This is a genomic window from Mesorhizobium sp. M6A.T.Cr.TU.016.01.1.1 (assembly GCF_003952585.1).
Classification (GTDB): Bacteria; Pseudomonadota; Alphaproteobacteria; order Rhizobiales; family Rhizobiaceae; genus Mesorhizobium; species Mesorhizobium mediterraneum.
The window spans coordinates 5,026,811-5,052,675 of sequence record NZ_CP034452.1 but is presented as its reverse complement, the minus strand read 5'-3'; the positions used below and the strand labels follow the sequence as shown (position 1 = coordinate 5,052,675).

The following is a 25,865-nucleotide window of genomic DNA, read 5'->3' as shown; positions in this document are numbered from 1 at the left end:
AGAAAAACATGGCGGGTTTGCCGACCACGGCACGTGTGGTGATCATCGGAGGCGGTGTCGTCGGCGCCTCCTCGCTCTACCATCTCGCCAAGGCGGGCTGGACCGACTGCGTGCTCCTGGAGAAGAACGAGCTCACCTCCGGCTCGACCTGGCATGCGGCCGGCAATGTGCCGACCTTCTCCTCGTCGTGGTCGCTGATGAACATGCAGCGCTATTCGACGGAGCTTTATCGCGGGCTGGCCGATGCGGTCGGCTATCCCATGAACTACCACGTCACCGGCTCGCTCAGGCTGGCTCATACGGTCGAACGCATGCAGGAGTTCCAGCGCGCCAAGGGCATGGGCCGCTATCAGGGCATGGACATCGACGTGGTCGGGCTCGACGAAATCAAGCGCCGCTATCCATTCATCGAAACGCATGAGTTGAAGGGCGCGCTCTACGATCCGAGCGACGGCGACATCGATCCGGCGCAGCTGACCCAGGCGCTGGCCAAGGGCGCCCGCGACATGGGAGCGAAGATCATCCGCTTCTGTCCGGTCACCGGCGTGCGCCGCGAGAAGGACGAGTGGGTGGTTGTAACAGCGCAGGGCGAGATCCGCTGCGAGATCGTCGTCAACGCCGCCGGCTACCGCGCGGCCGAAGTCGGCAAGATGTTCGGCCGCGACGTGCCGATGATGGTGATGAGCCATCAATATATCCTGTTCGAGGAAATCCCCGAACTGGCCGCATGGTCGAAGGAGCAAGGCAAGAAACTGCCGCTGCTGCGCGATGTCGACACCTCCTATTATCTGCGCCAGGAAAAGAACGGCATGAATCTCGGCCCCTATGAGCGCAATTGCCGTGCGCATTGGGTCGGCCACAACGACCCCATGCCCGATGATTTTTCGTTCCAGCTGTTCCCCGACGATCTCGACCGGCTGGAGGACTATCTGGCCGATGCCGTCGCCCGCGTGCCTATCCTCGGCACCGCCGGCCTGTCAAAAGTCATCAACGGCCCGATCCCCTACGCGCCGGACGGCAACCCGCTGATCGGCCCGATGCCCGGCGTGCCCAACGCCTTCGAGGCCTGCGTCTTCACTTTCGGCATCGCCCAGGGCGGCGGCGCCGGCAAGGTGCTGGCCGAATGGGTGACTGAGGGCCAGACCGAGTGGGACATGTGGTCCTGCGATCCGCGTCGCTTCACCAGCTTTGCCTCGGCCCCGGATTACTGCATCGCCAAGGGCATGGAGATCTACGGCAACGAATACGCCATCCAATTCCCGCGCCATGCCTGGCCGGCTGGACGCGACCGTAAACTGTCGCCGATCCACGATCGCATCAAGGCGCTCGGCGCCTGCTTCGACGCCTATAATGGCTGGGAGCGCGCCACCTGGTACGCGCAAGCCGGCGACGACGTCTCGGAAGCCGCGACGCTGACCTTCCGCCGCTACGGGCCCTGGCAGCATCGCGTCCGCGAAGAGTGCCTCGCCGTGCGCGACGCCGCCGGCATTTTGGACCTGCCTGGTTTCTCCCGCTTCAACCTCGACGGCCTTGGCGCTGCCGAATGGCTGAGCCAGCAAGTCACCGGGCTGGTGCCGAAACCCGGCCGCATCGGCCTCGTCTATTTTGCCGACGACAAGGGCCGCATCGTCACCGAAATGTCTGTGGTGCGTCACGATGAGAACCTGATGACGCTGATCACCGCCGCGGTGGCGCAGTGGCACGATTTCGAGTGGCTGAAATCACGCATGCCGAAGCATGCGACATTCAAGCTGATCGATCGCACAGAGGAATATTTCACGCAGATCCTCGCCGGACCCAACTCGCGAAAAATCCTCGCCGATATCTGCGCCGCCGACCTTGCTCTGCCCTGGCTGACGCATCAGGAAACGACAATCGCAGGCCGCTGGGCGAGGCTACTGCGTGTGTCCTTCGCCGGCGAACTCGGCTGGGAAATCCACACCAAGATCGACGACACCGCCGCGATCTTCGATGCCGTCTGGGCGGCCGGGCAGAAGCATGGCCTGAAGCCGTTCGGCATGTACGCGCTGGATTCGCTTCGGCTCGAAAAAGGCTACCGCGCCTGGAAGGGCGATCTGTCGACCGACTATTCGATCCTGCAGGGCGGGCTGGAGCGCTTCGTCAAATGGGACAAGCCGGATTTCCGCGGCAAGGCAGCGTTGCAAAATGAGAAGCAGCAGGGTGTCAAGAAACGCTTCGTCACGCTGACCGTCGAAAATCCCGGCGACTGCGATGCGCCCACCATGTCGACGCTGTGGCATGACGGCGAGATCGTTGGCGAGACAACATCCGGCGGCTGGGGTCATCGCATCGACAAATCGATCGCGCTCGGCATGCTGCGCGCCGACCTCACCGAGCCGGGAACCACGGTCGAGGTTGAAATCTTTGGCGAGCGCTTCACGGCGGTCGTACAGAACGACAAGCCGCTGTGGGATCCGAAGAACGAGAGGCTAAGAGCATAATGCCCAGACCATCATCGCGTATTTCCGGCATCGTGCCTTCCGGCAAGGATGGCTGGGAGGTTCATTCCGCTGCCTGGGCACGCAAGGAGGCCGGCGAGGACATCATCATGCTGTCGGTCGGCGACCATGATTTCGATGCGCCGGGCCAAACCATCGAAGCCTGCGTGACAGCGGTTCGCGCCAGCAACCACCACTACACCCCGCTTCCCGGCATTCCGCGCCTGCGCAAGGCGATGGCGGCAGCCTCGACCGCCTGCACCGGCGTCCCAACCAGCCCCGACCAGGTCATCGCCACGCAGGGTGGACAGGCGGCACTCTACGCTGCCGTGCAGGCCGTGCTCGACCAGGGCGATCACGCCATCGTGGTCGCGCCCTATTACGCCACCTATCCAAACACCTTCAGTGCGGCGGGCGCGGAATTCACTGTCGTCGAGACGCCGGCCGAGGATGGTTTCCAACCCCGCGCGGACATGATCCGCGCCGCCCTTCGCCCGAACACGCGGGCCATCCTCATCAACACACCGAACAATCCGACCGGCGCCGTCTATTCGCGGCAGCATCTTGAAGAGCTGGCGCAGATCTGCCGCGAGCATGACCTCTGGCTGCTGTCGGACGAGGTCTACTGGACGCTGGGTGGTGGCGAGCATATCTCGCCCCGCGCCCTGCCCGGCATGGCCGAGCGCACGCTCGTCATCAACTCGATGTCCAAGAGCCATGGCATGACCGGCTGGCGCATGGGCTGGCTGACCGGCCCCGAAACGATGATCTTGCTGCTGATCAACCTCAATCTGGTGACGACCTATGGTTTGCCGGCCTTCATCAGCCTCGCTTGCGCCGAGGCGCTGGAAAACGGCTACGGCGTCACGGAGATTGCCGAACGCTATGCTGCAAGGCGCAGCGTCGTCCTCGATGCCATGCGCGGCATGAACAACGTCACCGTGCGCGGTTCCGAAGGCGGCATGTATGTCATGCTCGACATATCGGCTCTCGAGCCCGACGACGAGAAGTTCGCCTGGGCTCTCCTCGACAAGGAAAAGGTCGGCGTGATGCCCGGCTCAAGCTTCGGCGAGGCGGCCGCCGGCCATATTCGCGTCAGCCTCTGCCAGCCCGAGGCGGTGCTTTTGGAAGCAGCCCTTCGCTTGCGCCGTTTTGCTTCCAGCTATCGCCGTGAGGCTGCATGAGCGCCCTGCCCGCCAAAACCATTCCTCCCAAAGCAAGGGCTGTCATTATCGGCGGCGGTGTCTCCGGCTGCTCGGTCGCCTACCATCTGGCCAAGCTCGGCTGGACCGATATCGTGCTGCTCGAACGAAAGCAGCTGACATCGGGCACGACATGGCACGCCGCCGGCCTGATCGGCCAGTTGCGCGGCTCGCAGAACATGACGCGGCTGGCGAAATATTCGGCCGACCTCTACGTCAAGCTGGAAGCCGAGACCGATGTCGGCACCGGCATGCGCCAGGTCGGCTCGATCACCGTGGCGCTGACCGAGGAGCGCAAGCACGAGATCTATAGGCAGGCGTCTCTCGCCCGCGCCTTCGACGTCGACGTGCGCGAGATTTCGCCTGGTGAAGTCAAGGAGATGTATCCGCATCTCAACATTTCCGACGTGGTCGGCGCCGTGCATCTGCCGCTCGACGGCCAGTGCGATCCCGCCAACATCGCCATGGCGCTGGCCAAGGGCGCGCGCCAGCGCGGTGCGACCATCGTCGAGAACGTGAAGGTCACCAAGGTCCACACTAGGGCCGGCCGCGTCACCGGCGTTTCCTGGGCGCAAGGCGACGAGCAAGGCATGATCGAGGCCGATGTCGTCGTCAACTGCGCCGGCATGTGGGCGCGCGAGCTCGGGCGCCAGAACGGCGTCACCATCCCGCTGCATGCCTGCGAGCATTTTTATCTCGTCACCGAGCCGATCCCCGGCCTCACCCGGCTGCCGGTGCTGCGCGTGCCGGACGAATGCGCCTACTACAAGGAAGATGCCGGCAAGATGATGCTCGGTGCCTTCGAGCCGGTAGCCAAGCCTTGGGGCATGGATGGCATCCGTGAGGATTTCTGCTTCGACCAGTTGCCCGAGGATTTCGAGCATTTCGAGCCGATCCTCGAAATGGGCGTCAACCGCATGCCGATGCTGGCCAGCGCCGGCATCCACACCTTCTTCAACGGTCCCGAGAGTTTTACGCCCGACGATCGCTACTATCTCGGCGAGGCGCCGGAGCTTTCCGGCTATTGGATGGCGACCGGCTATAATTCCATCGGCATCGTCTCCTCCGGCGGCGCCGGCATGGCCCTGGCGCAATGGATCAACGATGGCGAGGCACCCTTCGATCTGTGGGAGGTCGATATCCGCCGCGCCCAGCCGTTCCAGAAGAACCGCCGTTACCTCAGAGAGCGCGTCTCCGAGACGCTCGGCCTGCTCTACGCCGACCATTTCCCGTACCGCCAGATGGCGACTTCACGGAACGTGAGACGCTCTCCCCTACACGAACATCTGAAGGCGCGCGGCGCGGTGTTCGGCGAAGTCGCCGGCTGGGAACGCGCCAACTGGTTCGCCCGCGAAGGCCAGGAGCACGAATACCGCTATTCCTGGAAGCGGCAGAACTGGTTCGACAACCAGCGCGAGGAACATCTGGCGGTCCGAAACGGCGTCGGCCTGTTCGACATGACCTCGTTCGGCAAGATCCGTGTCGAGGGCCGCGACGCCTGTGCATTGCTGCAGAAGCTTTGCGCCAACGACATGGACGTGGCGCCGGGCAAGATCATCTACACCCAGATGCTCAACCAGCGCGGCGGCATCGAGAGCGACCTCACCGTCTCGCGGCTGTCGGAAACGGCGTACTTCCTCGTCGTGCCCGGCGCGACGCTGCAGCGCGACCTGGCCTGGCTGCGCAAGCACCTCACCGATGAATTCGTCGTCATCACCGATGTGACCGCTGCAGAAGCCGTTCTCTGCCTGATGGGGCCGGACTCGCGAAAATTGATTCAAAAGCTGAGCCCGAACGATTTCTCCAACGAAACCAATCCATTCGGCACGTTTCAGGAGATTGAAATCGGCATGGGACTGGCCCGTGCTCACCGCGTCACCTATGTCGGCGAGCTCGGCTGGGAGCTTTATGTCTCGACCGACCAGGCCGCCCATGTCTTCGAGGCAATAGCTGAGGCTGGCGCCGACGTCGGCCTAAAACTCTGCGGTCTGCACACCCTGGATTCCTGCCGCATCGAAAAGGCCTTCCGGCATTTCGGCCACGACATCACCGACGAAGACAATGTGCTGGAGGCGGGCCTCGGCTTCGCGGTGAAGGCCGGCAAAGGAGATTTTCTCGGCCGCGATGCCGTGCTGAGGAAGAAAGAGACCGGATTGAACCGGCGCCTGGTGCAGTTCCGCCTGAGAGACCCTGAGCCGCTGCTCTTCCACAATGAGGCGATCCTGCGCGACGGCAAGATTGTCGGCCCGGTCACCTCGGGAAATTACGGCCACCATCTCGGCGGCGCCGTTGGGCTCGGCTACGTGCCTTGCCAGGGCGAGAGCGAGGCGGATGTGCTGTCGTCGTCCTACGAGATCGAGATCGCCGGCGAGCGCTTCGCCGCCGAAGTGTCGCTGAAGCCGATGTACGATCCGAAAGCGGAACGAGTGCGGATGTAGCTCAGAAGCGCTCCAGCTTCTTTCTTCCTTTCTCCAGAAATGCCGCCCTCGTCTTTGGCGTCGACGCGTCCATCAGGTAGTGGGCCAGAAAGAACGTCTTGCAGCGGGTGGCGCAGAGCGCCCGCATGCCGCGCAGGATTGTCTTGCGTCCCGGCTGTCCGACGACGACGCTCCACCAGGTCGGCGCGCCGCAGGTCGTGATCACCCCGATCTTCGTCACATGCCTCATCAGCGACTGAATCCGTCCTTTGCCCGCTGGTAGCTTAAAGGCGACGTCGGTCGCCCAGACCCGGTCTAGCCACCCCTTCAGCATTGCCGGCAGCCCGTACCACCATGTCGGATAGATGAAGAGGATTGCCTGGGCCCAGTTTAGGTGGTCGATGTGCGGCTTGAGCGCCGGGTCCTGCGGGGCATGCTCATTGTAGGAGCGTCGCTCGCCGCAGCCCATGACCGGATTGAAATTCTCCGCATAGAGGTCGAGCAGCCGCACCTCCCAGCCCCTCGCCTTCAGCACCTCGATGGCACTATCCCGGATCGCGGCGCAAAAGCTTTCGGGCACAGGATGGCAGTAAACCACCAGGACCCGCATCAGAAGGCATCCATGCTGGCGGCGACCTTCGCCATGAATCTTTTCCGCGTTTCATCGGTCGACAGGTTCATCGAGTAATGCGCGAGATAGGAAACGGAGGCGCCTGGCTTGACCGTGGCGCGCAACACACGCTTGACCAGCTTTCGCGGCGGGTCGCTCATCAGCATTGCATGGAGCCGGCTGCCGCCATAGGTGGTGACCGCCGCCAGCTTGCGGATGTTGTGCAGCGACGGCTTCACCTTGCCGTCGACCAGCTTGAACGACACGCCAGGCAGGAAAACGCGGTCGAAGAACCCCTTCAGGATCGCCGGATAGCCGTAGTTCCACACCGGGAATGACAGCACCAGCGCCTCGGCCTTTTGCAGCCTCTCGATATAAGCGGCCGCCGGATCAGCGGCGCCGCGCTCGTCGTGATAGCTGACCCGTTCGGCGCGCGTCAGCCTGGGATCGAAATTCTCGGCATAGAGGTCGCAATCGTCGACGGCATGGCCAGCGGCCGTCAGCCGCTCGACGATCACCTTGTGCAAACCGGCATTGAAGCTGGCCTCGACCGGATGGGCGTAGAGCACGAGGATTTTCATTGAAGTGCTCGCAGGTTGGCGCGAGGCACCCCCCTCTGCCCTGCCGGGCATCTCCCCCTCAAGGGGGGAGATTGGCCGTCACCATCGGTTTTGCCAAACACCAACGCGGCAAGGGGATCGAGGCGTAGAAACTGCCAATCTCCCCCCTTGAGGGGGAGATGGCCGGCAGGCCAGAGGGGGGTACAGCGCCACACGCTCGTCATCGTTCAACCCGCCTTCTCCAACCCCTTGAACAGGAACGACTTGCCCGAGCGATAGTCGTAGTCCGGGTTTTCCCAGGCGATCATCTTGCCGGGATTGAGCAGCCCTTGCGGATCGGTCTCGCGCTTGAAGGCGAGCTGCACCTCGTCCGTCTGCTTCATGCCGCCCTCTTCCAGCGTGTAGCGGTGCGGATTGAAGACCCAGCAGCCATTGTCTTCATGGATGCGGATGATCTCGTCGAGCCGCTCCGCTGTCGTGAAGCGGACCAGCGGCAGTCCGGCCACGCCGATCGCGCCATCGAAGCGGATGAATTCGAGATGCGTCGGCACCTCGTCGCCGAAGCGATCGATCATCGCCTTGACGTAAGCGAGGTGATCCGGCGAGGGATAGCGGGTCTGCAGATAAGTAATCGTCGAGTCGACCCTGATGGCACGCAGCGTCGTGTGGTTCCAGGTCAGCTCATAGGCCGGCGGCAGGCCTTTGAGATCGGCCTCCTTGTCGGCGCGGAAGACGATCTCGCCCTTGCTGCGTGCGGTGAGGGCGACAAAGGCATCCATCGCATGCGACGCGATCATGCAGACGACGATGCTTTGCTCGCGCCGGAAGAATTTCTGGTGCCGCTTGAAATAGTCATAGGGGATCGGAGCGGCGATCGGCGTGATCAGTTTCGCCAGAATGCCATCCTGGATGGCAAGACCATTGCCGAAACCGGCTGCATCCATGAAATCGTCGAAGCCGACTATGACATCGATCCAGTCGTAGCTTGCGGTCAGCGGCATCTCGACCTCGGTGATGATGCCGTTGGTGCCGTAGGCATGCATGACCTTCAGCACCTCCTCGCCGGTAAGATCCATGATGCGAGGCTCCGCCTCCATCGTCACGGTCCTGAGCCTGATGACATTGCCGAGGTCGCGCAGCCCGCCCCAGCGGATCGAGCCAATGCCGCCTGAACCGCCGGCGACAAAGCCGCCTATACTCGCCGTGTTGTAGGTTGACGGCGACATCCGAAGCTCCTGTCCGGAATGCGCCCGCGTCGCTCTGTCGATGTCGGCAAGCACGGCACCCGGCCCGGTCACGACGCGGCCCGGCGCAATCGTCTTGATCGTATTCATCTCGGCAAGGTTGAGCACGACGCCGCCGGACAGCGGCATAGCCTGCCCATAATTGCCGGTGCCGCTGCCGCGCGGCGTCACCGGAATGCCATGCCGGTGACAGGCGGCGAGCACGCGGATCACCTCGTCTTCCGTCTTCGGCGTCACGATCAGGTCGCCGGTCACATGGTCGAGCTGCTGCTTCAGCACCGGGCTGTACCAGTAGAAATCGCGGCTCTTCTGCTGGACGATCGCCGGATGGTCGTCGATCTTCAGACCGTCGAGGTCGCGCTTCAGTGCCGAAATGTCCATCATTTCACCATCAGCTCGTCGAGTTCGGCATAGTCGGGCAAGTGGCGCTCGATGGCGCGGCCATCGCGCACCACGATGCGATCCGATTCGGGCCGCGACAGCAATTCCGTCCAGCTCCGCCCCCTAAAGACGACGAAGTCGGCCGCGCTGCCTGCGGCAAGCATGCCGAAACCATCGAGCCGCATCACCTTGGCCGGCGTCGAAGTCACCGCTTGCGGCCAATCGCCGACCGGGTGATCGAAATGCAGGATACGCGTCGCCATGCGGTAGACCTCCAGCATGTCGAGATCGCCATAGGCGTAGAACGGGTCCCGGGTGTTGTCGGAGGCGACGGCCACTGGAATGCCGCGCGCCTTCATCTCGTGCAGCAGCGTCACGCCGCGCCAGCGCGGCGTGGTGTTATCAGCCCGCCGGTCCTGCAGATAGAGATTGCACATCGGCAGCGACACCACGGCGAGCCGCGCCTTCGCCACCTTGTCCAGCGTGTCCAGCACATCGAGATCGGGCTGGCGTGCCAGCGAGCAGCAATGGCCGACAAGGATGTTTCCCTCAAAACCGTTCCATAGTGCCGCCTCGGCGATCTTCTTCAGCGAGATCGCCGAGGCGGCGTCGGTCTCGTCGGCATGGAAATCGAGGTCGAGGCCAAGCTTGATCGCCTGCGCAAACACCTGGTCGAGAAGCTCTTCCAGGTCCGGCAGCATGTAGGTGACGACGCCGAGCACGCCCTTGGCCGCGGCGACGCGTTTGGCCAATCCTTCGAACCATTTCCCGTCGCGCACGCCTTCGATGCCGAGCAGACAGGCCGCCTGCAGCTCGATGCGGCCGCGCCATTGCTCCCGCATCGTCTCGAACACCGGCCAGGAGATCTCCTCCTGCGGCGCGACGCTGTCGAGATGGGTGCGCAGGCCTTTGGTGCCGTGCGCGTACGCTGAGCGCAGCGAAAAATCCATGCGGCGGGCAACATCGTCCGCGCTCCAACGGGCAGCGCGGTCAGCGCCGGTGGCATTCAGCGCGCCCATGAACGTGCCGTCGGGATTGGGTTTTCGAGGCCAGATATGGCCCTTGTCGATATGGGTGTGGCAGTCGACAAAGCACGGCATGACGATGCGGCCGCCGAGGTCGATCGTGCCTGCCGGTGTATTGGACTGGCGATGCGCGACGACGCTGGAAATCCTGCCGTCGGCGACGGCGATATTGGCGAGCGCAAACCCGTCGGCGTCGAAGGCTGCGGCAAGGCCCGGCGTCAGTGACGCATGAAGTCGGACGTTCGCAAGATGATAAGAACCAGAGGCCGGTATCAAGCCTTACCCCCCTCTGTCCTGCCGGACATCTCCCCCTCAAGGGGGGAGATTGGCAGCTTCGACCGAGGCGCTTCCTTTGCCGCGTCCGAGATTGGCGAAAACAAAACATGCAGCCGATCTCCCCCCTTGAGGGGGAGATGTCCGGCAGGACAGAGGGGGGTGTTTCGCGCAGACATTTCACCCACCTTACCGCTCCTGCTTCAGCGCGCTTTCATGCCAGCGCCGCAAAATGAGATGCGAGATCAGCGACAGCACCAGGAAGATCAGAATGCCGGTGAACGAGATCAGGATCAGCGCCGCGAACAGCCGCGGTGCGTTGAGCCGGTAGCCGGCCTCGATGATGCGCGAGGCAAGCCCCGACGACTGGCCGGTGGCCCCGGCGACGAACTCCGCCACCACCGCGCCGATCAGCGACAGGCCGCCGGCGATCTTCAGCCCACCGAGAAAATAGGGCATCGCCGCCGGCAGCCTGAGATAACGCAATTGCTGCCAGCGGGTCGCGCCGTTGAGCTTGAACATGTCGCGCAGATTGCGGTCGACGGAATTGAGGCCGAGTGTGGTGTTGGACAGGATCGGGAAGAAGGCGACGATCCAGGCACACAGCAGAAGCTTCGTCGTCTGGTTGTCGACATAGATGTTGATCAGCGGGAAGATCGCGACGATCGGCGTCACCTGCAGGACGATGGCAAACGGGAAGAACGACATCTCCACCCATTTCGATTGCGCGAACAGCACCGCCAGCCCGACACCGCCGATGACGGCCAGAAGCAGGCTGAGGAAGGTGATCTTGAGCGTCACCAGCAGCGAGGAGAACAGCAGCCCGGCATCGTCGAACAGCGTTTGCAGCACCACACCGGGGCGCGGCAGGATATATTTCGGAATGTCGTTCCAGACGCAGATTCGATCCCACAGCCAGATCGCCAGGATCATGATCGCCAGCGGCAGCACCCATCGGCCGATCTGCTCGAGCCGCTCCTGGCGCACGCGACGCGCCTCCTCGGGGTCGAGCGTCAGTGCGTGTTCTTCAATGGCCGTCATGATGGGGTCCGGCGGTTGAGTTGATGGCGCCGATCAGCACATCGGATGCCTGGCGGCAGAGCGCGGCATAGTCGGGCGAGGTACGGAAGGTCTCGTTGCGCGGATAGGGCGCATCGATGGCGAGTTCTTTGAACACCCGGCCCGGTCGCGCCGCCATGACCACGACGCGGTTGGAGAGGAAAACGCTTTCAAAGACGCTATGGGTAACGAAGACGACGGTGAAACGCTCGTCCTGCCATAGCTCCAGAAGATCGTTGTTGAGCTTGAAGCGGGTGATCTCGTCCAGTGCTGCGAACGGCTCGTCCATCAGCAGAACGCGCGGCTTGGTCACCATGGCGCGGGCGATCGAGACGCGCATCTTCATGCCGCCGGAAAGCTCGCGCGGCACCGCGTTCTCGAACCCGGTCAGGTGAACCCGCGCCAGCATCTCCATCACGACAGGCGCAGCCTTGGCCCGCGACACGCCCTTCAGCCGCAGCGGCAGCCAGATATTGTCGAAGACATCGGCCCAGGGTAGCAGCGTCGGCTCCTGGAAGACGAAGCCGATGTCAGAGCGATCGACAGAGCTGCTGCCGCGCCAGTCGAGCAGGCCGGAGGTCGGCGTCGACAGGCCGGCAATCAGCCGCAGCGCCGTCGACTTGCCGCAGCCGGAGGGCCCGAGAAGGCTGAGGAAATCGCCTTCCCGGATCGTCAGGTCGACGGCGCTGAGCGCTGTCACACCGTTGGAAAAGACCTTGCCGACGCCGCGCAGCGCCAACAGCATCGGACCCGTGCCCGATGCGCTCGCCGGCGCTTGCGCCACTTTCTCCTGCATCATGCCCGGGTGCTATTTCTTCAGGTCGATCCCGACGCCCTTGTTGACGAAAGCCAGCGTGTAGGACTTCTTGATGTCTATATCGGCCGGCACGACCTTGGCCTTGACCATCTTGTCGTAGAAGCTCTGGATGCGCGCGTCGGTCATCGCGCCGATGCCGAGTTTTTCCGTGTCGCCGGAATCGACGATGCCGAATTTCTTCATCTGCTCGATCGAAAACGCGATCTGTTCGTCGCTGATGTCGGGGTTATCCTTCTTGATCGCCGCGTTGGCGGCAGCGTTGTCGCCGTAGAGATAGTTGTACCAGCCCTTGGCCGAGCCATCGACGAAGCACTGAACCACCTCCGGCCGCTTGTCGATCGTGGCCTGCATGGTCTCGATCGTCGTCGCATAGGTGTCGAAGCCGTAGTCGGCGAGCAGGAACAAATTGGGCTGGAAGCCGCCTTCCTTGGCGACGGCATGGGGCTCCGACGTCACGTAGCCTTGCTGGATCGATTTTGGATTGGCGATGAAAGGTGCGGGGTTGAAGGTGTAGGGCACGCGCTTGGCCGGATCGAAGCCGAATTCCGTTACCATCCATTGGAAGAAGCTCTGTGCACCTTCGTCAGCGATGATGTACTGGTCCGCGTTCTTCAGATCCTCCCATTTGTCGAGCCCTTGACCCGGATGGGCCATGATCACCTGCGGTTCTTTCTGGAAGGAGGCAGCGACCACGCGCAGCGGAATCTCCTGCTGCACGGCGTCGAAAGCCTGCAGCATGTTGCCGCCCATGTAGAAGTCGATCTTGCCGGCGAGCAACAGCGGCCGACCGCTGACCTGCGGGCCACCTTGCATGATCGTTACGTCGAGCCCGCAAGCGGCATAGGTGCCATCAGCGGCCGCCTGATAGTAGCCGCCGTGCTCGGCCTGGGCGAGCCAGTTGGTGCCGAAGGTGACCTTCTCATTTGCTGCCGCGCTCAGCGTGCTCGCGGCAACCAGCACGATCGCACCAGCCGAAATCTTAAGGTTTCCGTCCATCCACACCACCCTTTGTTGGCTCGGGCGCGTCACGCGCCGGGCTCGACACCATCGATTCAAGAAGCAAGACACATGCCATCGCCGGGACCGCCCGCTTGCGCCACGGTGGTGCGCGAAGGCCGGACTGGTCATGCTGTACCGGAGGCATCGTGCCTATTTTTTGAACGCCTGTCCACAATCGCCCTGATAGCATGCACTGCATCTTGAAGGGGCCACCAATCCCGCTTTAGGCTGGCGGAGACTGGAGATCGTCATGTTCAAATTCCTCACGCCGAAATCGATCAAGCCGCCCTTCGCCCGCTATAGTCATGGCGTCGAGGTGCCTCCGGGCAAGAGGCTGGTGTTGTGCTCGGGACAGGTCGCCATCACGGTGGATGATCAAATCCCGGAGGATGCTGGCGCCCAGGCCGAACTCTGTTTCCAAAACATAGCGGCGATCCTCGGCGAGGCTGGGCTCGGAATTCAAGACATCGTCCGCATCAACGCCTATGTCACCGACCGCGCTTTCCTGCGGCCCTATATGGACGTCCGCGACCGCCTGTTCACCAGCCGGGCACCCGCCTCGACGCTGATGATCGTGTCCGGTTTCGCGCGGCCGGAATTCAAGGTCGAGATCGAGGTCATCGCGGCAGGGTGATCGACAGGCGATCCTTCCCGCGCTAGGTCTGGCCATGCATCGAAAAGGCTAGTCTATCGAGAAGGCATGACATGACCGTTCCAAAAAAACGCGTGTGGTGGGGCGATTACCGGACCACCGAATATGCCACCATCGACCCGGAGGCGACGATCGCCGTTCTGCCGGTGGCAGCGATCGAACAGCACGGGCCGCATCTGCCGGTTTCGACCGACACCTCGATCATGACCGGCATGCTCGACACGGTGATCGCCCGCCTGCCGGGTGATCTCGACATTCGCATCCTGCCCGTCCAGGCGGTTGGCAAGTCGAACGAGCACCTGCATGCGCCGGGGACCCTCACTCTGCCGGCGGCAACCTTGATCGAGGCCTGGACCGAGCTTGGCCTGTCGATCGCGCGGGCCGGCATCAGGAAACTGATCGTCGTCAACTCGCATGGCGGCAACGAGGAGATCATGGGCATCATCACGCGCGAATTGCGCGTGCGTGCAAAGATGCTGGCGGTGAAGACGAGCTGGCAGCGCTTTGGCCGGCCGGCCGGCATGTATACCGCGCTTGAGGACCGCCAAGGCATTCATGGCGGCGATGTCGAGACCTCGCTGATGCTGCATTTCCGGCCGGATCTGGTCGACATGGCAAGGGCCGACAATTTCGTGTCCAACGTCGCCCGCGCCGAAAAGGAATTTTCGCTGCTGCGCCACACCGGAACGCACGCCTTCGCCTGGATCGCCACCGATCTCAACCCGAACGGCGTGGTCGGCGATGCCAGCATTGCAACGGCCGAAAAGGGCAGGCTTACCGCCATCCATCAGGCCGACGGTTTCATCAGCCTGTTGAAGGATTTGCGCAAGGCCAAGCTGGTCGATTGGCTGGCCTAGGGGTCTGTTTCAGGTCAAGGTGAGCCAAAATGCGGATTTCTGCACACGCCGCGCTTGAGGTTCAAGGCAGACAGCCACTTTTGATGGCGCTACTTTCCAGACCGTGCGTAAAGTAAAGTATCGCCGGTTGCTTCTAGTCTCACATCCATGGGTGCGCGATGGTTGTCGTCACAAAGGCACTGACGCTTGCTGACTTCCATGAAGCCGGCGCACTCATCGCGGAGATGGGCCAATGGGACGTTGCACAATGCGGCGTGCACGGACTTCCGTCCGAAGATGTGATTTCCGCCTACTATTCTGACGATGCCGCGAGCTTGTTGGAGAAATGCACCTCGCCCAGCACAGGCATGTACCTCGCTCGGGCTGGCTCTGTCGCCTTAGGTTGCGTCGGCTACGTCAGTCATGGAGATGTTGCCGAGATCATTAAGCTCTTCGTGCGTCCGGAAGAACGAGGAAAAGGCGTAGGCGCCCGCCTACTTGCGACGGCGCTCGATGCTATCGAGCAGTCCAGGTGCCAAAAGGTGAACCTAGTGACAGTTTCATTCATGACGAATGCGATCACCCTTTACCGCCAGTTCGGCTTTCAAGAGTGCGAACCGTTCGAACCGGCACCGAAGGGCTTGGAGGAAGCTACGCGGTACATGGAAAGGGTCATCAAATAGCTTGGATGAAAACAGGCGCAGCCCATCCAGATCGGGATGGATCAGGTTCTGACCAGAATCAGCCATCGATCTTCAGCGCGAACGGCGTGCCTTCGAAGGCGTCCGCGCCGCGCCCAATCGCCTCGATGGCGCGGCTCATGCGGCCGTTGCGATCAAGCAGCGCGTCGGCGACCGCAATCAGCCGCGGATTGGGCGTCGCCGAGGGCGATAGCGCACGCAGCGTCTGCGCCAACTCGACCTCGTCGCGCTTCGGCGCCAATGCCGCCGCGATGATGTAGGCCGAGGCCGTCGAACGGCTGATGCCGGCATAGCAATGTACGACCAGCGGCCTCGCACGATCCCATCGGCGCGCAAAATCGAGCAAGTCACGGACATGGATTTCGCCCGGCATGGTCATGCCGTCCTGCGCCACCGCAATGTCGTGCATGATCAGATGCAGATGGTTTTCCCTGATGATCGAGGCCGGGCGCGTCACCTCGGTACCGGCAGCCAGCAGGGAAAGCAGCCGCTCGGCGCCGGTTTTCGCGACCGTTTCCTCGACCTTCGACAGCGAACAGACATGGATCATTGCTTGGATCTCCTAATGCATGTCGCGCAAAAGTGCGCAGCGGTTTTGCGACAACGACATGCATAAAAACAAGAACTTAAAGCGCGTCGCATGAATCCGTTCAAATGCGACGCGCTTTAGGCGTTATCGTCGCGCTGTTGCGCCCAGTCGGCAAGAGCCGATTCGAGCCGCTGCCATTCTTCCTCCGGACCCGGCAGCCCGGCGCGCAGCACATGCGGCCGGCCGGAGAAATGACGAAGCAGGATGCCACGCTCGCCAAGTGCCGAAAACAGGCCGGCGGCGTCCGTCAGCCTGACATAGCGGAACAGCGTGGTGCCGCCGGCGACAGGCACGCCGAAGCGGCCGAACAGCGCATCGAGCCGCGCCGCATCCTCGGCCAAACGGCGTCGCATCTCGGCCTGCCAACCGGTGTCGGCAAGTGCGCGGATCCCATATTCGAGCGCCGGTCCGGCGACCGCCCATGGCCCGAACTGCGCCTCCAGCCGCTCGACCGCCAGCGTGTCGGCCAGTGCAAAGCCAAGCCGCAGCCCGGCGAGGCCAAAGAACTTGCCGAAGGATCGCAATACGACGATGCCGCCTTGCTCGACATCGCCGGTCAGGCTTTCGCCCAGCGGACCGACATCCATGAACGCCTCGTCGACGACCAGCAACCCGCCTCTGGCGCGCAATTTTCCCGCAAGCGCAAGCAGCTTCTTGCGTTCGATGATGCGCCCGTCTGGATTGTTGGGGTTAACGACGATGGCAAGGTCGGCTCCTGCCAGGGCTTCGAAATCATCGACCTCCATCACAGCATGGCCGGCGATCGCCGCCGCCCGCTGATGTTCGGCGTAGGTCGGCCCGAGCACCAGCGCCTTGCCGGGGCGCACCAGCGAGGCGACGCGCGGCAACAGGATCTGGGTGCCCGGCGCCGACATCACATTCGCTGCCGATGGCGCGCCATAGGCGCTTGCCGCGACATCAGCCAGATCATTGACCCGCGCGGCTTCCGGCAACCGCGACAGGGCGGTGGCGGGCAACTCGAAAAACGGATAGGAGTGCGGATTGATACCGGTCGAGAGGTCGACGAAGGGTTGTGGCGCGTGCGGGAAAAGCGCCCTCGCCCGGCCAAGGCTTCCGCCGTGATCCACCACTGTCGCCACTCCATCAAGAGACTTCATGTCGATCCTGATCGCTTTCCTGTCACTGGTTGTTGAATTCGCTGTCGGCTACCCGGCCTGGCTGTTCGGCGCCATCGGCCATCCCGTCACCTGGTTCGGCAGGCTGATATCCTTTCTCGATACCAGGCTCAACCGCGATACTGATTCCGACGCCCTGCGTCGCCGGCGCGGTGTTCATGCGCTGCTGATCATCGTGCTGGTGCCGGCCGCCATCGCCTTCGCAGTGGAAACCATGCTTTCGGGCATTCCCGCCGGACTGGTCCTCACGGCAATTCTGGCGACGTCGCTGCTGTCGCAGAAGAGCCTGGCCGAGCATGTCGAGGCGGTGGCCGACGGGTTGGACAATGGCGGGCTCGACATCGGCCGTGTTGCCGTCTCGCGGATCGTCGGCCGCGATCCGGAAAAGCTCGACAGAGCCGGCGTCTGCCGCGCGGCGATCGAAAGCCTGGCCGAGAATTTTTCCGACGGCGTCGTCGCGCCCGTCTTCTGGATCGGCGTCGGCGGCCTGGCCGGCGGCGTCGCTTACAAGGCCGCCAACACCGCCGATTCGGTGATCGGCCACCGCACGCCGCGCCACGAGGCCTTCGGCCGGGCGGCGGCGCGCTTCGACGATCTGATCAACCTGCCGGCGTCACGGCTGACCGCGCTGCTCATCGTGGCTGCCTCTTTCTTCGTCAAAGGCGCCGATGCCGGCAATGCCTGGCGCACCCTGCAGCGCGATGCGAAAAAGCACCGCTCGCCCAATGCCGGCTGGCCTGAGGCGGCGATGGCCGGCGCGCTCGGCCTGGAACTCGCCGGCCCGCGTTCCTATGACGGCGTCATGGTCGATGATGCATTCATGGGCGAAGGCGGCCGCCGCGATGCGGAAAGCATCGACATCAGGCGGGCGCTGAAACTCTACCGGACGGCCGACCTTCTGCTGATCGCGCTGTTCGGCTTGCTGTCGGTGCTCGTCATCGCTGCGTGACGTTTAATCCGGTCGAGATCGGCTAAAACAAAACCCGCCTCGGGGGCGGGTCGCTGGCGCAAATCAGCACCATGAATAAATTCCTAGCATAACTGCCGTCACAAAGCAATCGATTTCGGGCCACGAAGTGGCCAATCGCTTCAGGTTTGCGCTGCCCCTCACTCTTACCATTCCGGGGCGAGCCGCTTCGTGCGGCTTTCCCTTCTCCCCTTGTGGGAGAAGGTGGCCGCGAAGCGGCCGGATGAGGGGTGTTCCAGCTTGGCACCAACAGCGCTCCGGCCAGCACCCCTCAACCGTCTTGGCGCTGCGCGCCAATCCACCTTCTCCCACAAGGGGAGAAGGAAGAAGAGGCGCGGGCAAAACCCCTCAGAACTCTATGCCTTGCTGCGCCTTCACGCCGGCGGAAAAGTGATGCTTGGTCACGCCCATCTCGGTGACCAGATCGGCCGCCTCGACCAGCGCCGGCTTGGCGTTGCGGCCGGTGACGACGACGTGCAGACCCTCGCGGCGCCCTTTCAGCGCCGCCACCACCTTGTCCAGATCGAGATAGTCGTAGCGCAGCGCGATGTTCAGCTCGTCGAGCACCAGAAGGCTGATCGACGGATCGGCCATCAGCTCGAGCACCTTGGCCCAGGCAGCTTCGGCGGCAGCGATGTCGCGCTTCAGATCCTGAGTCTCCCAGGTAAAACCCTCGCCCATCGTGTGCCAAACGACCCGATCGCCGAAAACGGCAAAGGCGTCCTTCTCGCCGGTGTGCCATTTGCCCTTGATGAACTGGACGACGCCGACGCGCTTGCCGTAGCCGAGCATCCTCAGCGCCAGCCCGAAGGCAGCGGTGGTCTTGCCCTTGCCGGGGCCGGTGTTGACGATCAGCAGCCCCTTCTCGACCGTCTTTGCCGCGACCTCGGCGTCCTGCACCGCCTTGCGCTTGGCCATCTTGGCGCGGTGGCGTTCTTCGTCCTTGGGTTCGATAGTATCAGCCATGTCATTTCACCTTCAGCGGCAGTCCCGCCACCATCATCAGCACCGTATCGGCTATCGTCGCGACCTGCTGGTTGAGCCGGCCGGCGGCATCGCGAAACCGACGGGCGAGCGCATTGTCCGGCACGATGCCCTGGCCGACCTCGTTGGAGACCACGAGCCATGGCCCGCGCGGTCGCGACAACACATCGGCCAGCCCCCGGCATTCAGCCTCAATGTCATGTTCGGCCAGCATATGGTTGGTCAGCCACAGCGTCAGGCAGTCGATCAGGACAGGCCGGCCGTCAGGCAGGGCCTCGATCGCGCCGACGAGATCGAGCGGCGCATCGATGGTCGTCCAGCCCTCGCCGCGCCGCGATCGGTGCAGCGCGATGCGCTCGCGCATCTCGTCGTCATAGGCTTGCGCCGTGGCGATGTATGTCCACGGCGCCGGACAGGCCGTCACCAATCTTTCGGCATGCGCGCTCTTGCCGGAGCGCGCACCGCCGATGACCAGCGTCAGCGTCCCGCCGGAAGCAACGCGATCAGGCAAAGCTGTCGCGCAGGCTCGTCGCCGTGCCGGTCAAGCGGCCACGCACCACGCCGACGACGGCGCCGAGCACCAGCCAGAACACCAGATTGGTCAGCGTCACCGCCACCACGAACTGGTGATGCAGACCTTCCGGGATCGGCGACTCGAAATTGTCGGGCTGCGGCGCGCCGACGATATGCGGCGCCACGATCAACGCCACGGCAAGCAGCGCCAGCGGCAGCGACTTGCGGAAGGCAAGCAGGCCGAGACCGGCCGCTGTCGCCACCACTGTCGCCATCCACCAGATCTGGCGCTGGGCGAGATCGGCGGCCGGCATCGCCGGCAGTTCGGGCGGCAGGCCAAGGTTCGGAGCCAGCGTGAACACGGCAAAGCCAGCGAGCCCCCAGAACAGGCCCTGACGCCAATTGCCGATGCCGCCGGCAAACTCCGAAGCGGCGACCAGGATCAGAGCAAAGCCGATGCCGGTAACGACATTGGCAGCGATATTGAAGACGAAACGCTCGAAGCCATCGGCCGGCGCCCAGCCTTCGTCTTCCGGAGCGGCAGCTTCAGCCGGTGCGGCGCTGCTCATAGCAGTCGTGCTCATTGCGTTTTCGGCAGGTGCTATCGGCGCCGCGGCATGGTCATGCGCGTGGCCGCCGCCGGCCTGCTCGTAGACTTCCGCCTTCAGGATGAGCGGCACGGTGGCATAGGCCTGCATGCAGGCGAGGACGACGCCGGCCACAAGCCCTGCGATCGCCGCGATGAACACGACGTTGCGAAACAATGTCATGATGTCAGCCCCTCGTCAGTGGCAGGGAAACGCCATCGAATGGCGATAGTCGTGAGCAGCATTGTGGACCGCATCGATATGCGAGAAGCCGACAAAGCCCATGACGAAAATGCCGAGAAATGCAGCAAGCGCCAGCTGCAAGAAGCGCGACTGCGAGGAGACGGAAGCGCCGAGCGAGACGGAAGCGGTATTCATGTCTTGTCCTTTCGCCCTCCACCCGAGGGCATAGAAGTCAGTTCTCCTGTCGCCGGCAGGTCTCCTGGCTCGCGGATCAGCGCCCTTCCCCACCTTCCCGAAGAAACTCTTCAGTGGCATATGGAGAGGACTACCGCACACAGTTGCGGGGGCAGCCACGGCATTGGGCAAATTTTGCCCTCACCGCATTCCCTCTTGGTTCCAAAGGAACCGACGACGGCTGCGACTATAGGCAGAATCGTAACGCCCGGCAAACCAAATTCCGCCAGCTACCAGCGCGAATGCGCCGTCTTGGCAGGCCAGCCAGCCGGCGCCGTGATTGACAATTTTCGCGGCCGGGTGTCGGCTGGAGCATCACAGGAAGGCGGTCATGCAACCCAGCCCGAGCGAGCACGATCCCTATAACGGTTTGACGCGACTTGAACCGACGCTGCCGTCGTCGGCGTACTGGGACATCGACGCCCATCAGCGCGATCTCGACGCCATCTGGTATCGAAGCTGGCTGCTCGTCTGCCGCGAGGCCGACCTTGCCCAGCCGCTGGCGTTCAGGACGTTCCGTGTCGGCACGCAGGAGATCGTCGTGCTGCGCGACGAGACCGGCGAGCTGCGCGCCTTCCATAACACCTGCCGGCATCGCGGCTCGCAGCTCTGCCAGGCGAGCGAAGGACGGCTGAAGGCGCGGCTCATCACCTGTCCCTATCACGCCTGGTCCTATTCGCTGCGTGGCGATCTCGTGCGCGTGCCGTCGAAATCGCTACCTGAAGGCTTCGACAAGGCCGATCATCCGCTCTATCGGGTCGCACTGTCGGTGTGGCGCGGTTTCGTCTTCGTCAATCTCAGGGAAGACGCCGCCGGTTCGGCCGAAACATCCTTCGATCCCGCATCCGGCAATCTCGCCAACTGGCCGCTGGAGACGCTGGTGTCGGGCCATGTGCTGCGCAAGGTGATGGACTGCAACTGGAAGATTTTCTGGGAGAACTTCAACGAGTGCCTGCATTGCCCGGGCGTTCACAAGGACCTGTCTCGGCTGGTGCCGATCTATGGCCGCGGCCTGATGGGGCGGCACGACGACCCGGAATGGGCCCGTTGCGCCGACAATGACGCGCCGGAGTTTTCCGGTGGCCTGCGGGCCGGAGCCGAAACCTGGTCGCGCGACGGGCGCGTCCACGGCCCGGTCTTTCCCGAGCTGACGTCCGCCGAGCGTACCGCCGGGCAGACCTATGCCACCAATTTGCCGTCGATGTTCATCGTCGGCCATGTCGATTATGTCCGCACCGTGCGGCTGGTGCCGCTCGGCCCGGAGCAGACCGAACTGACCGCCGAATGGCTTTTTTCGCCCGAAGCGCTCGCCGATCCAACGGCTGATATCGACAACATCGTCGCCTTCGGCAGGCAGGTGCTGGAGGAAGACGCGGATATCTGCGAGGTCAACCAGAAGGGCCTGCGCTCGATGCGCCACGAGGCGGGCGTTCTGATGCCCGAGGAATATGAATTGCACCGCTTCCACAACTGGGTGCGCGAACGCCACACAGCCCTTTCACCAACGCCCTGAACATCGGAGAGTTTGGCCCACCTTCTTTTGTCCGGGGCAACCGTGATAGTCGTCTTGCAGTGCTGAATCAGATTGCGAGACCATGAGCATCCTTACGCCAATCGCCCCCGTTCAGGATCAATCGAAGCCGAAGCGCATTATCGCCATCGACGTCGCACGCGGCATCGCCTTGCTTGCCATGGCGAGCTACCATTTCACCTGGGATCTCGAATTCTTCGGCTATACCGATCCCGGCCTGACCGCCTTCGGCTGGTGGAAGTTCTACGCGCGCTGCATCGCTTCGACCTTCCTGTTTCTGGTTGGCGTCAGCCTGTTCCTCGCCCATGGCAAACAGATCCGCTGGAACGGCTTCTGGAAACGCTTCGCCATGGTCGCCGGGGCGGCGCTCGCCATATCGGCCGCCACAAGGTTTGCCACGCCCGACAGCTTCATCTTCTTCGGCATCCTGCACGAGATCGCGCTGGCCAGCCTGCTCGGCCTGGCGTTTCTGCGGCTGCCGGCGCTGCTGACGCTTGTCGTCGCGGCTTTCGTCATCACCGCTCCGCTCTATCTCAGGTCCGGGACCTTCGACCATCCGGCCCTGTGGTGGGTCGGCCTGTCGGCAACCAATCCACGCTCCAACGATTATGTCCCGCTGTTGCCGTGGTTCGGCGCCGTGCTTGCGGGCATCGCGGCGGCAAAGCTCAGCTCCGCCTCCGGCATGCTGACGCGGCTGGCGAGCGTCACGCCTGCCCGCTGGACAAATCCGCTGGTCTTTATCGGCCGGCACAGCCTCGCCTTCTATCTGATCCACCAGCCGGTGCTGATCGGCTCGGTCTGGCTGTTTTCGCAGATCATGCCGGCACCGGTCGAAACCAGGCAGGTGAGCTTCCTGAAAGAATGCCAGATGTCGTGCGAGCAATCGCGCGACACGGAGTTCTGCTCCAGCTATTGTGTGTGCATGCTCGATACGCTCGAGGGCGAGGCCACGCTTGATCGGCTCTACAGCAACGACCAGGCTGCAGACTGGAAGGCACATCTCGACGAGCTCGCCGGCGCCTGCACAGCCAAAGCCGACAGCACTTTGATGGAGGGAGGAGCACAATGACCGACCATCAGCCTAAACCGGGGCAGCCTAAACCGGGGTTTATACCGTGGCCGCCACTGATCTATCTCGCAGCCATCGCCGTCAGCATCGCGCTTGGCTTGCTCTATCCGCTTCCATGGATCGGCGGCCTTCTAGGCGACATCCTGTTCGCGGCCGGCTGGGTGGCATTGTTCGGCGTCGTCGCACTCTGGTTCACGGCGATCCGCACCATGATCCGGGCAAAGACGACGCTCCACCCAAACGCCGTGCCGGACCACCTGGTCACATCAGGCCCTTTCGCCGTCAGCCGCAACCCGATTTATCTGGCCAACACGCTGCTGCTGATCGGCGTGGCCCTTGTCTCGGGGATTGTATGGTTCCTGCCGCTGGCGATCATCGCGGCCTTCGCAACGCAGAAGATGGCGATCGAAGGCGAGGAGAAAGTCCTGGCGACGAAATTCGGCAAGAAATACCGGGATTACGCGAAAAAGGTGCGGCGCTGGATTTGAGGCGTGCGGCAAAGGCCACTCAAGTGTTGACGCCGAGCTCCACCAGTCGCTCGACGCAGGATTCCTCAGCCTGGTCGAGCTCGGCCAGGGTCTCTTCGAGGTCCCGGCGCTTCTGGCGCAGATCCTCTCGCTTTTCCTCGATGCGCTTGATCATCAGATTGAGTTGACCGACCTCCCCGGGCGGCTCCTTGTACATCTGGATGATTTCGCGGATTTCGTTGATCGAAAAGCCGAGCCTCTTGCCGCGCATGATCTGGCGGATGAGATGCCGGTCCGACGGGCGAAACAGCCGCGTGCGGCCGCGCCGTACCGGCTGCACCAGCCCCTCGTCCTCATAGAAGCGCAGCGTCCGCGTCGAAACATCGAATTCGCGGGTCAGTTCTGTGATCGAATAATATTCCCGCATCATCACTCCAAATGCCCGGAAAGCGGCGCGATCACCCATCATGCGGCGATGCCCTTCATTCACAAAAGCGGCTCGTCCCGTACCGGAATCGATCGGTTGGCTCTCCGTCAAAACTTCGCACGCAACTTACGTAAAAGTCAATTGAAGTGCCTTATCCGGCTCCGGCGCCCAGATGCAGCCACCAGGTTGCAAGGCTAAGGAAGGCGAGGAAACCGATAACGTCGGTAATCATCGTCGTGAAGATTGATGACGAAATCGCCGGATCGGCGCCGAGCCTGTCGAGGAACAGCGGAATCAGAATGCCGCCGAGTGCCGCGGCCAGCATGTTCACGATCATCGCCGCGGCAATGACGAAACCGAGGTCGGGATTGTGAAACCAGAGGCCGGCGACCAGCCCGAGGATCGCCGCAATGACCATGCCATTCAGCAAGCCGACCACAACCTCGCGGCGAATGACGCGACCGGCATTGTAGATATCGAGGTCACGTGTGGCGAGCGCGCGCACGGTCACTGTCATCGTCTGCGTGCCGGCATTGCCGCCCAGCGAGGCGACAATCGGCATCAGTGCGGCAAGTGCGACCATTTCCTCGATCGTCGCGCCGAACATACTGATCACCGAGGCCGAGATGAAGGCCGTCCCGAGGTTGACCAGCAGCCACGGAACGCGCGAGCGCGAGGTCGAGAAAATGCTGTCCGAGAGTTCTTCGTCGCCGACACCACCCATGCGCAGCAGATCCTCCTCTGCTTCCTGCTGGATGACGTCGACGACATCGTCGATCGTCAGCACGCCGACCAGCCGGTCATTCTCGTCGACGACGGCGGCGGAGAGAAGGTCGTATTGCTCGAATTCGCGCGCCGCCTCTTCCTGGTCCATCTTGGCCGGAATGGCGTGCCTGGTCTCATGCATGACCTCTTCGACCTTGACCGAACGCTTGGTGCGCAGGATCTGGTCGAGGTCGATGGCGCCGAGCAGCTTGAAGCTCGGATCGATGACGAAGATCTGGCTGAAGCGGTCGGGAAGGTTCTGGTCCTCGCGCATGTAGTCGATGGTCTGGCCGATCGTCCAGAACGGCGGCACCGCGACGAACTCCGTCTGCATGCGGCGGCCGGCGGTCTCTTCGGGATAGGCGAGCGAGCGGCGCAGCCTGATCCGCTCGGTGAACGGCAGTTGCGACAGGATTTCGTCCTGGTCTTCCTTTTCGAGATCCTCGAGGATGTAGACCGCGTCGTCGGAATCGAGGTCCTGCACCCCCTGCGCGATCTGCGCGTTGGGCAGATTGTCGACGATGTCGCGGCGTATCGCCTCGTCGACCTCGGTCAGCGCGGAAAAGTCGAAGTCGGCGCCCAACAATTCGACCAGCGCGCGGCGCTGCTCGGGATGAAGCGCCTCGAGCAGATCGCCGAGTTCCGACTGGTGCAGGTCGTCGACTTCACGCTTCAGCGTCAGCGTGTCGCGATCAGCGATCGCCGCGCCGATCTGGGCAAGGAACGACGACAGAATGGCGCCGTCCTCGCCATAAATGTCGGCGTGGCTATCCTCAGCGGCCCTGGCGCCGGTCGTCTGTTCGTCCTGGCCTTCCACCAGCGCCTCCCGCCATCAGAATTCCGGAAAAGGTGCCCGTCAGGTCTAGAGCATCGAGCCCAAAAGTGGAAACCGGTTTTGGCAAAATCCGATGCCCAAACACAAAGATAGAGCGGCGGCACGTCTAGACTTGATAGTCCGCCGCTCTATGACGCAACGCGCGGGAATATCAAACGAAAATGCGCCCTGTCCTGCAGGGAGGCGAAGGCTGATGCGACTTGGATTAGCGGACGGGCGATCGTTTACTCCTGATCGTCCGAAGCGGGAACGGATCGATTATCTGGCATCATCGTTCTCTCGTAGAGGCGCCAAGATGAAACCACGATTGCGCAACAAAACTTAACATCACTTCACGCATGCG

25 protein-coding genes and 1 riboswitch are annotated in these 25,865 nt (G+C 62.9%); of the genes, 10 read left to right on the top strand and 15 right to left on the bottom strand.

All coding sequences use genetic code 11. The features are described 5' to 3' along the window. Window positions 1-8 precede the first annotated feature (8 nt). From EJ075_RS24575 to EJ075_RS24565, 3 genes are read left to right on the top strand one after another with little or no spacing between them, the layout of a single operon-like run. Window positions 9-2,462 carry an FAD-dependent oxidoreductase gene (locus EJ075_RS24575; protein ID WP_095486729.1) on the top strand — a complete coding sequence of 818 codons (2,454 nt, stop codon included), beginning with the start codon at window positions 9-11 and terminating at the stop codon, window positions 2,460-2,462. Then, window positions 2,462-3,643: a pyridoxal phosphate-dependent aminotransferase gene (locus tag EJ075_RS24570; RefSeq protein WP_126106091.1), complete on the top strand. Its 1,182-nt coding sequence runs from the start codon at window positions 2,462-2,464 to the stop codon at window positions 3,641-3,643. The genes EJ075_RS24575 and EJ075_RS24570 overlap by 1 nt, the downstream gene beginning before the upstream one ends. Continuing rightward, the gene (locus EJ075_RS24565) at window positions 3,640-6,099 is read left to right on the top strand and encodes an FAD-dependent oxidoreductase (protein ID WP_164547178.1); all 2,460 of its coding nucleotides are present in this window, start codon (window positions 3,640-3,642) and stop codon (window positions 6,097-6,099) included. The genes EJ075_RS24570 and EJ075_RS24565 overlap by 4 nt, the downstream gene beginning before the upstream one ends. A gap of 1 nt (window position 6,100) precedes the next feature. Here EJ075_RS24565 and EJ075_RS24560 read toward each other — a convergent pair whose 3' ends face one another. The 7 genes from EJ075_RS24560 to EJ075_RS24525 form a co-directional block, all read right to left on the bottom strand. Continuing rightward, the gene (locus EJ075_RS24560) at window positions 6,101-6,688 is read right to left on the bottom strand and encodes an NAD(P)H-dependent oxidoreductase (RefSeq protein ID WP_126106090.1); all 588 of its coding nucleotides are present in this window, start codon (window positions 6,686-6,688) and stop codon (window positions 6,101-6,103) included. Then, on the bottom strand, window positions 6,688-7,269 hold the full coding sequence (locus tag EJ075_RS24555; RefSeq protein WP_095486732.1) for an NAD(P)H-dependent oxidoreductase: 582 nt from the start codon (window positions 7,267-7,269) through the stop codon (window positions 6,688-6,690). Before EJ075_RS24555 ends, EJ075_RS24560 begins: the two co-directional genes overlap by 1 nt. A gap of 206 nt (window positions 7,270-7,475) precedes the next feature. Beyond that, window positions 7,476-8,873: an FAD-binding oxidoreductase gene (locus tag EJ075_RS24550; RefSeq protein WP_095486733.1), complete on the bottom strand. Its 1,398-nt coding sequence runs from the start codon at window positions 8,871-8,873 to the stop codon at window positions 7,476-7,478. Beyond that, entirely contained in the window at window positions 8,873-10,174 is a 1,302-nt protein-coding gene (locus tag EJ075_RS24545; protein WP_126106089.1) for a cytosine deaminase, read from the bottom strand. Before EJ075_RS24545 ends, EJ075_RS24550 begins: the two co-directional genes overlap by 1 nt. A gap of 186 nt (window positions 10,175-10,360) precedes the next feature. Then, window positions 10,361-11,212 carry an ABC transporter permease gene (locus tag EJ075_RS24535; RefSeq protein ID WP_126106088.1) on the bottom strand — a complete coding sequence of 284 codons (852 nt, stop codon included), beginning with the start codon at window positions 11,210-11,212 and terminating at the stop codon, window positions 10,361-10,363. Continuing rightward, entirely contained in the window at window positions 11,199-12,029 is an 831-nt protein-coding gene (locus EJ075_RS24530; RefSeq protein WP_126106087.1) for an ABC transporter ATP-binding protein, read from the bottom strand. Before EJ075_RS24530 ends, EJ075_RS24535 begins: the two co-directional genes overlap by 14 nt. A 9-nt stretch (window positions 12,030-12,038) precedes the next feature. Continuing rightward, window positions 12,039-13,043 (bottom strand): ABC transporter substrate-binding protein, encoded by a 1,005-nt coding sequence (locus EJ075_RS24525; RefSeq protein ID WP_126106086.1) that lies wholly within the window; start codon window positions 13,041-13,043, stop codon window positions 12,039-12,041. A gap of 253 nt (window positions 13,044-13,296) precedes the next feature. On the opposite strand from EJ075_RS24525, the gene EJ075_RS24520 reads away from it, so the two are divergent. From EJ075_RS24520 to EJ075_RS24510, 3 genes are all read left to right on the top strand, one after another. Next, on the top strand, window positions 13,297-13,680 hold the full coding sequence (locus tag EJ075_RS24520) for a RidA family protein (RefSeq protein WP_126106085.1): 384 nt from the start codon (window positions 13,297-13,299) through the stop codon (window positions 13,678-13,680). 71 nt (window positions 13,681-13,751) lie between these two features. Further along, window positions 13,752-14,555, top strand: a complete 804-nt coding sequence (locus EJ075_RS24515; protein ID WP_126106084.1) for a creatininase family protein — start codon at window positions 13,752-13,754, stop codon at window positions 14,553-14,555. Window positions 14,556-14,713: 158 nt separating this feature from the next. Next, entirely contained in the window at window positions 14,714-15,217 is a 504-nt protein-coding gene (locus tag EJ075_RS24510; protein ID WP_095486740.1) for a GNAT family N-acetyltransferase, read from the top strand. Window positions 15,218-15,275: 58 nt separating this feature from the next. Here EJ075_RS24510 and EJ075_RS24505 read toward each other — a convergent pair whose 3' ends face one another. Together EJ075_RS24505 and cobD are read right to left on the bottom strand one after the other, a co-directional pair. Continuing rightward, window positions 15,276-15,785, bottom strand: coding sequence for a tyrosine phosphatase family protein (locus EJ075_RS24505; protein ID WP_126106083.1), 510 nt, complete (start codon window positions 15,783-15,785; stop codon window positions 15,276-15,278). A gap of 116 nt (window positions 15,786-15,901) precedes the next feature. Then, window positions 15,902-16,942, bottom strand: a complete 1,041-nt coding sequence (cobD, locus tag EJ075_RS24500) for a threonine-phosphate decarboxylase CobD (RefSeq protein WP_126106082.1) — start codon at window positions 16,940-16,942, stop codon at window positions 15,902-15,904. On the opposite strand from cobD, the gene cbiB reads away from it, so the two are divergent. Further along, on the top strand, window positions 16,941-17,909 hold the full coding sequence (gene cbiB, locus EJ075_RS24495) for an adenosylcobinamide-phosphate synthase CbiB (protein ID WP_126106081.1): 969 nt from the start codon (window positions 16,941-16,943) through the stop codon (window positions 17,907-17,909). The genes cobD and cbiB overlap by 2 nt on opposite strands. Window positions 17,910-18,275: 366 nt before the next feature. Here the strand turns inward: cbiB and cobO are convergent, their stop codons facing one another. The 4 genes from cobO to EJ075_RS24475 are packed head-to-tail and all read right to left on the bottom strand — an operon-like array spanning window position 18,276 to window position 20,389. Beyond that, window positions 18,276-18,893, bottom strand: coding sequence for a cob(I)yrinic acid a,c-diamide adenosyltransferase (gene cobO / locus EJ075_RS24490; RefSeq protein WP_095483472.1), 618 nt, complete (start codon window positions 18,891-18,893; stop codon window positions 18,276-18,278). Window position 18,894: 1 nt separating this feature from the next. Next, on the bottom strand, window positions 18,895-19,422 hold the full coding sequence (gene cobU, locus EJ075_RS24485; protein WP_095483471.1) for a bifunctional adenosylcobinamide kinase/adenosylcobinamide-phosphate guanylyltransferase: 528 nt from the start codon (window positions 19,420-19,422) through the stop codon (window positions 18,895-18,897). Next, on the bottom strand, window positions 19,415-20,194 hold the full coding sequence (locus EJ075_RS24480) for a CbtA family protein (protein ID WP_095483470.1): 780 nt from the start codon (window positions 20,192-20,194) through the stop codon (window positions 19,415-19,417). The genes cobU and EJ075_RS24480 overlap by 8 nt, the downstream gene beginning before the upstream one ends. 15 nt (window positions 20,195-20,209) lie before the next feature. Next, window positions 20,210-20,389 carry a CbtB domain-containing protein gene (locus tag EJ075_RS24475; RefSeq protein WP_095483469.1) on the bottom strand — a complete coding sequence of 60 codons (180 nt, stop codon included), beginning with the start codon at window positions 20,387-20,389 and terminating at the stop codon, window positions 20,210-20,212. Between the two features lie 36 nt (window positions 20,390-20,425). Continuing rightward, a riboswitch (cobalamin riboswitch) is annotated at window positions 20,426-20,619 on the bottom strand. A gap of 140 nt (window positions 20,620-20,759) precedes the next feature. On the opposite strand from EJ075_RS24475, the gene EJ075_RS24470 reads away from it, so the two are divergent. The 3 genes from EJ075_RS24470 (at window position 20,760) to EJ075_RS24460 (ending at window position 23,516) form a co-directional block, all read left to right on the top strand. Beyond that, window positions 20,760-21,941 carry an aromatic ring-hydroxylating dioxygenase subunit alpha gene (locus EJ075_RS24470; protein WP_126106080.1) on the top strand — a complete coding sequence of 394 codons (1,182 nt, stop codon included), beginning with the start codon at window positions 20,760-20,762 and terminating at the stop codon, window positions 21,939-21,941. Window positions 21,942-22,023: 82 nt separating this feature from the next. Next, window positions 22,024-23,028, top strand: a complete 1,005-nt coding sequence (locus EJ075_RS24465; RefSeq protein ID WP_126106079.1) for a DUF1624 domain-containing protein — start codon at window positions 22,024-22,026, stop codon at window positions 23,026-23,028. Then, the gene (locus tag EJ075_RS24460; RefSeq protein WP_095483466.1) at window positions 23,025-23,516 is read left to right on the top strand and encodes an isoprenylcysteine carboxylmethyltransferase family protein; all 492 of its coding nucleotides are present in this window, start codon (window positions 23,025-23,027) and stop codon (window positions 23,514-23,516) included. Before EJ075_RS24465 ends, EJ075_RS24460 begins: the two co-directional genes overlap by 4 nt. Window positions 23,517-23,535: 19 nt before the next feature. On the opposite strand, the gene EJ075_RS24455 is transcribed toward EJ075_RS24460, so the two are convergent. After that, window positions 23,536-23,922 (bottom strand): MerR family DNA-binding transcriptional regulator, encoded by a 387-nt coding sequence (locus EJ075_RS24455; protein ID WP_023685221.1) that lies wholly within the window; start codon window positions 23,920-23,922, stop codon window positions 23,536-23,538. Between the two features lie 151 nt (window positions 23,923-24,073). Next, complete coding sequence (gene mgtE, locus EJ075_RS24450; protein WP_126106078.1) at window positions 24,074-25,504, bottom strand: magnesium transporter; 1,431 nt, start codon at window positions 25,502-25,504, stop codon at window positions 24,074-24,076. Between the last annotated feature and the right edge of the window lie 361 nt (window positions 25,505-25,865).

What these genes read in the sequence shown, in the direction of transcription:
- cbiB (WP_126106081.1), top strand. Translation starts at nt 16,941, where the DNA reads ATGTCGATCCTGATCGCTTTCCTGTCACTGGTTGTTGAATTCGCTGTC.
- EJ075_RS24475 (WP_095483469.1), bottom strand. Translation starts at nt 20,389, where the DNA reads ATGAATACCGCTTCCGTCTCGCTCGGCGCTTCCGTCTCCTCGCAGTCG.
- EJ075_RS24535 (WP_126106088.1), bottom strand. Translation starts at nt 11,212, where the DNA reads ATGACGGCCATTGAAGAACACGCACTGACGCTCGACCCCGAGGAGGCG.
- EJ075_RS24480 (WP_095483470.1), bottom strand. Translation starts at nt 20,194, where the DNA reads ATGACATTGTTTCGCAACGTCGTGTTCATCGCGGCGATCGCAGGGCTT.
- EJ075_RS24520 (WP_126106085.1), top strand. Translation starts at nt 13,297, where the DNA reads ATGTTCAAATTCCTCACGCCGAAATCGATCAAGCCGCCCTTCGCCCGC.
- EJ075_RS24505 (WP_126106083.1), bottom strand. Translation starts at nt 15,785, where the DNA reads ATGATCCATGTCTGTTCGCTGTCGAAGGTCGAGGAAACGGTCGCGAAA.
- EJ075_RS24570 (WP_126106091.1), top strand. Translation starts at nt 2,462, where the DNA reads ATGCCCAGACCATCATCGCGTATTTCCGGCATCGTGCCTTCCGGCAAG.
- EJ075_RS24460 (WP_095483466.1), top strand. Translation starts at nt 23,025, where the DNA reads ATGACCGACCATCAGCCTAAACCGGGGCAGCCTAAACCGGGGTTTATA.
- cobO (WP_095483472.1), bottom strand. Translation starts at nt 18,893, where the DNA reads ATGGCTGATACTATCGAACCCAAGGACGAAGAACGCCACCGCGCCAAG.
- EJ075_RS24510 (WP_095486740.1), top strand. Translation starts at nt 14,714, where the DNA reads ATGGTTGTCGTCACAAAGGCACTGACGCTTGCTGACTTCCATGAAGCC.
- EJ075_RS24555 (WP_095486732.1), bottom strand. Translation starts at nt 7,269, where the DNA reads ATGAAAATCCTCGTGCTCTACGCCCATCCGGTCGAGGCCAGCTTCAAT.
- EJ075_RS24530 (WP_126106087.1), bottom strand. Translation starts at nt 12,029, where the DNA reads ATGATGCAGGAGAAAGTGGCGCAAGCGCCGGCGAGCGCATCGGGCACG.
- EJ075_RS24550 (WP_095486733.1), bottom strand. Translation starts at nt 8,873, where the DNA reads ATGGACATTTCGGCACTGAAGCGCGACCTCGACGGTCTGAAGATCGAC.
- EJ075_RS24575 (WP_095486729.1), top strand. Translation starts at nt 9, where the DNA reads ATGGCGGGTTTGCCGACCACGGCACGTGTGGTGATCATCGGAGGCGGT.
- EJ075_RS24560 (WP_126106090.1), bottom strand. Translation starts at nt 6,688, where the DNA reads ATGCGGGTCCTGGTGGTTTACTGCCATCCTGTGCCCGAAAGCTTTTGC.
- cobD (WP_126106082.1), bottom strand. Translation starts at nt 16,942, where the DNA reads ATGAAGTCTCTTGATGGAGTGGCGACAGTGGTGGATCACGGCGGAAGC.
- EJ075_RS24470 (WP_126106080.1), top strand. Translation starts at nt 20,760, where the DNA reads ATGCAACCCAGCCCGAGCGAGCACGATCCCTATAACGGTTTGACGCGA.
- EJ075_RS24465 (WP_126106079.1), top strand. Translation starts at nt 22,024, where the DNA reads ATGAGCATCCTTACGCCAATCGCCCCCGTTCAGGATCAATCGAAGCCG.
- EJ075_RS24455 (WP_023685221.1), bottom strand. Translation starts at nt 23,922, where the DNA reads ATGCGGGAATATTATTCGATCACAGAACTGACCCGCGAATTCGATGTT.
- EJ075_RS24515 (WP_126106084.1), top strand. Translation starts at nt 13,752, where the DNA reads ATGACCGTTCCAAAAAAACGCGTGTGGTGGGGCGATTACCGGACCACC.
- EJ075_RS24525 (WP_126106086.1), bottom strand. Translation starts at nt 13,043, where the DNA reads ATGGACGGAAACCTTAAGATTTCGGCTGGTGCGATCGTGCTGGTTGCC.
- EJ075_RS24565 (WP_164547178.1), top strand. Translation starts at nt 3,640, where the DNA reads ATGAGCGCCCTGCCCGCCAAAACCATTCCTCCCAAAGCAAGGGCTGTC.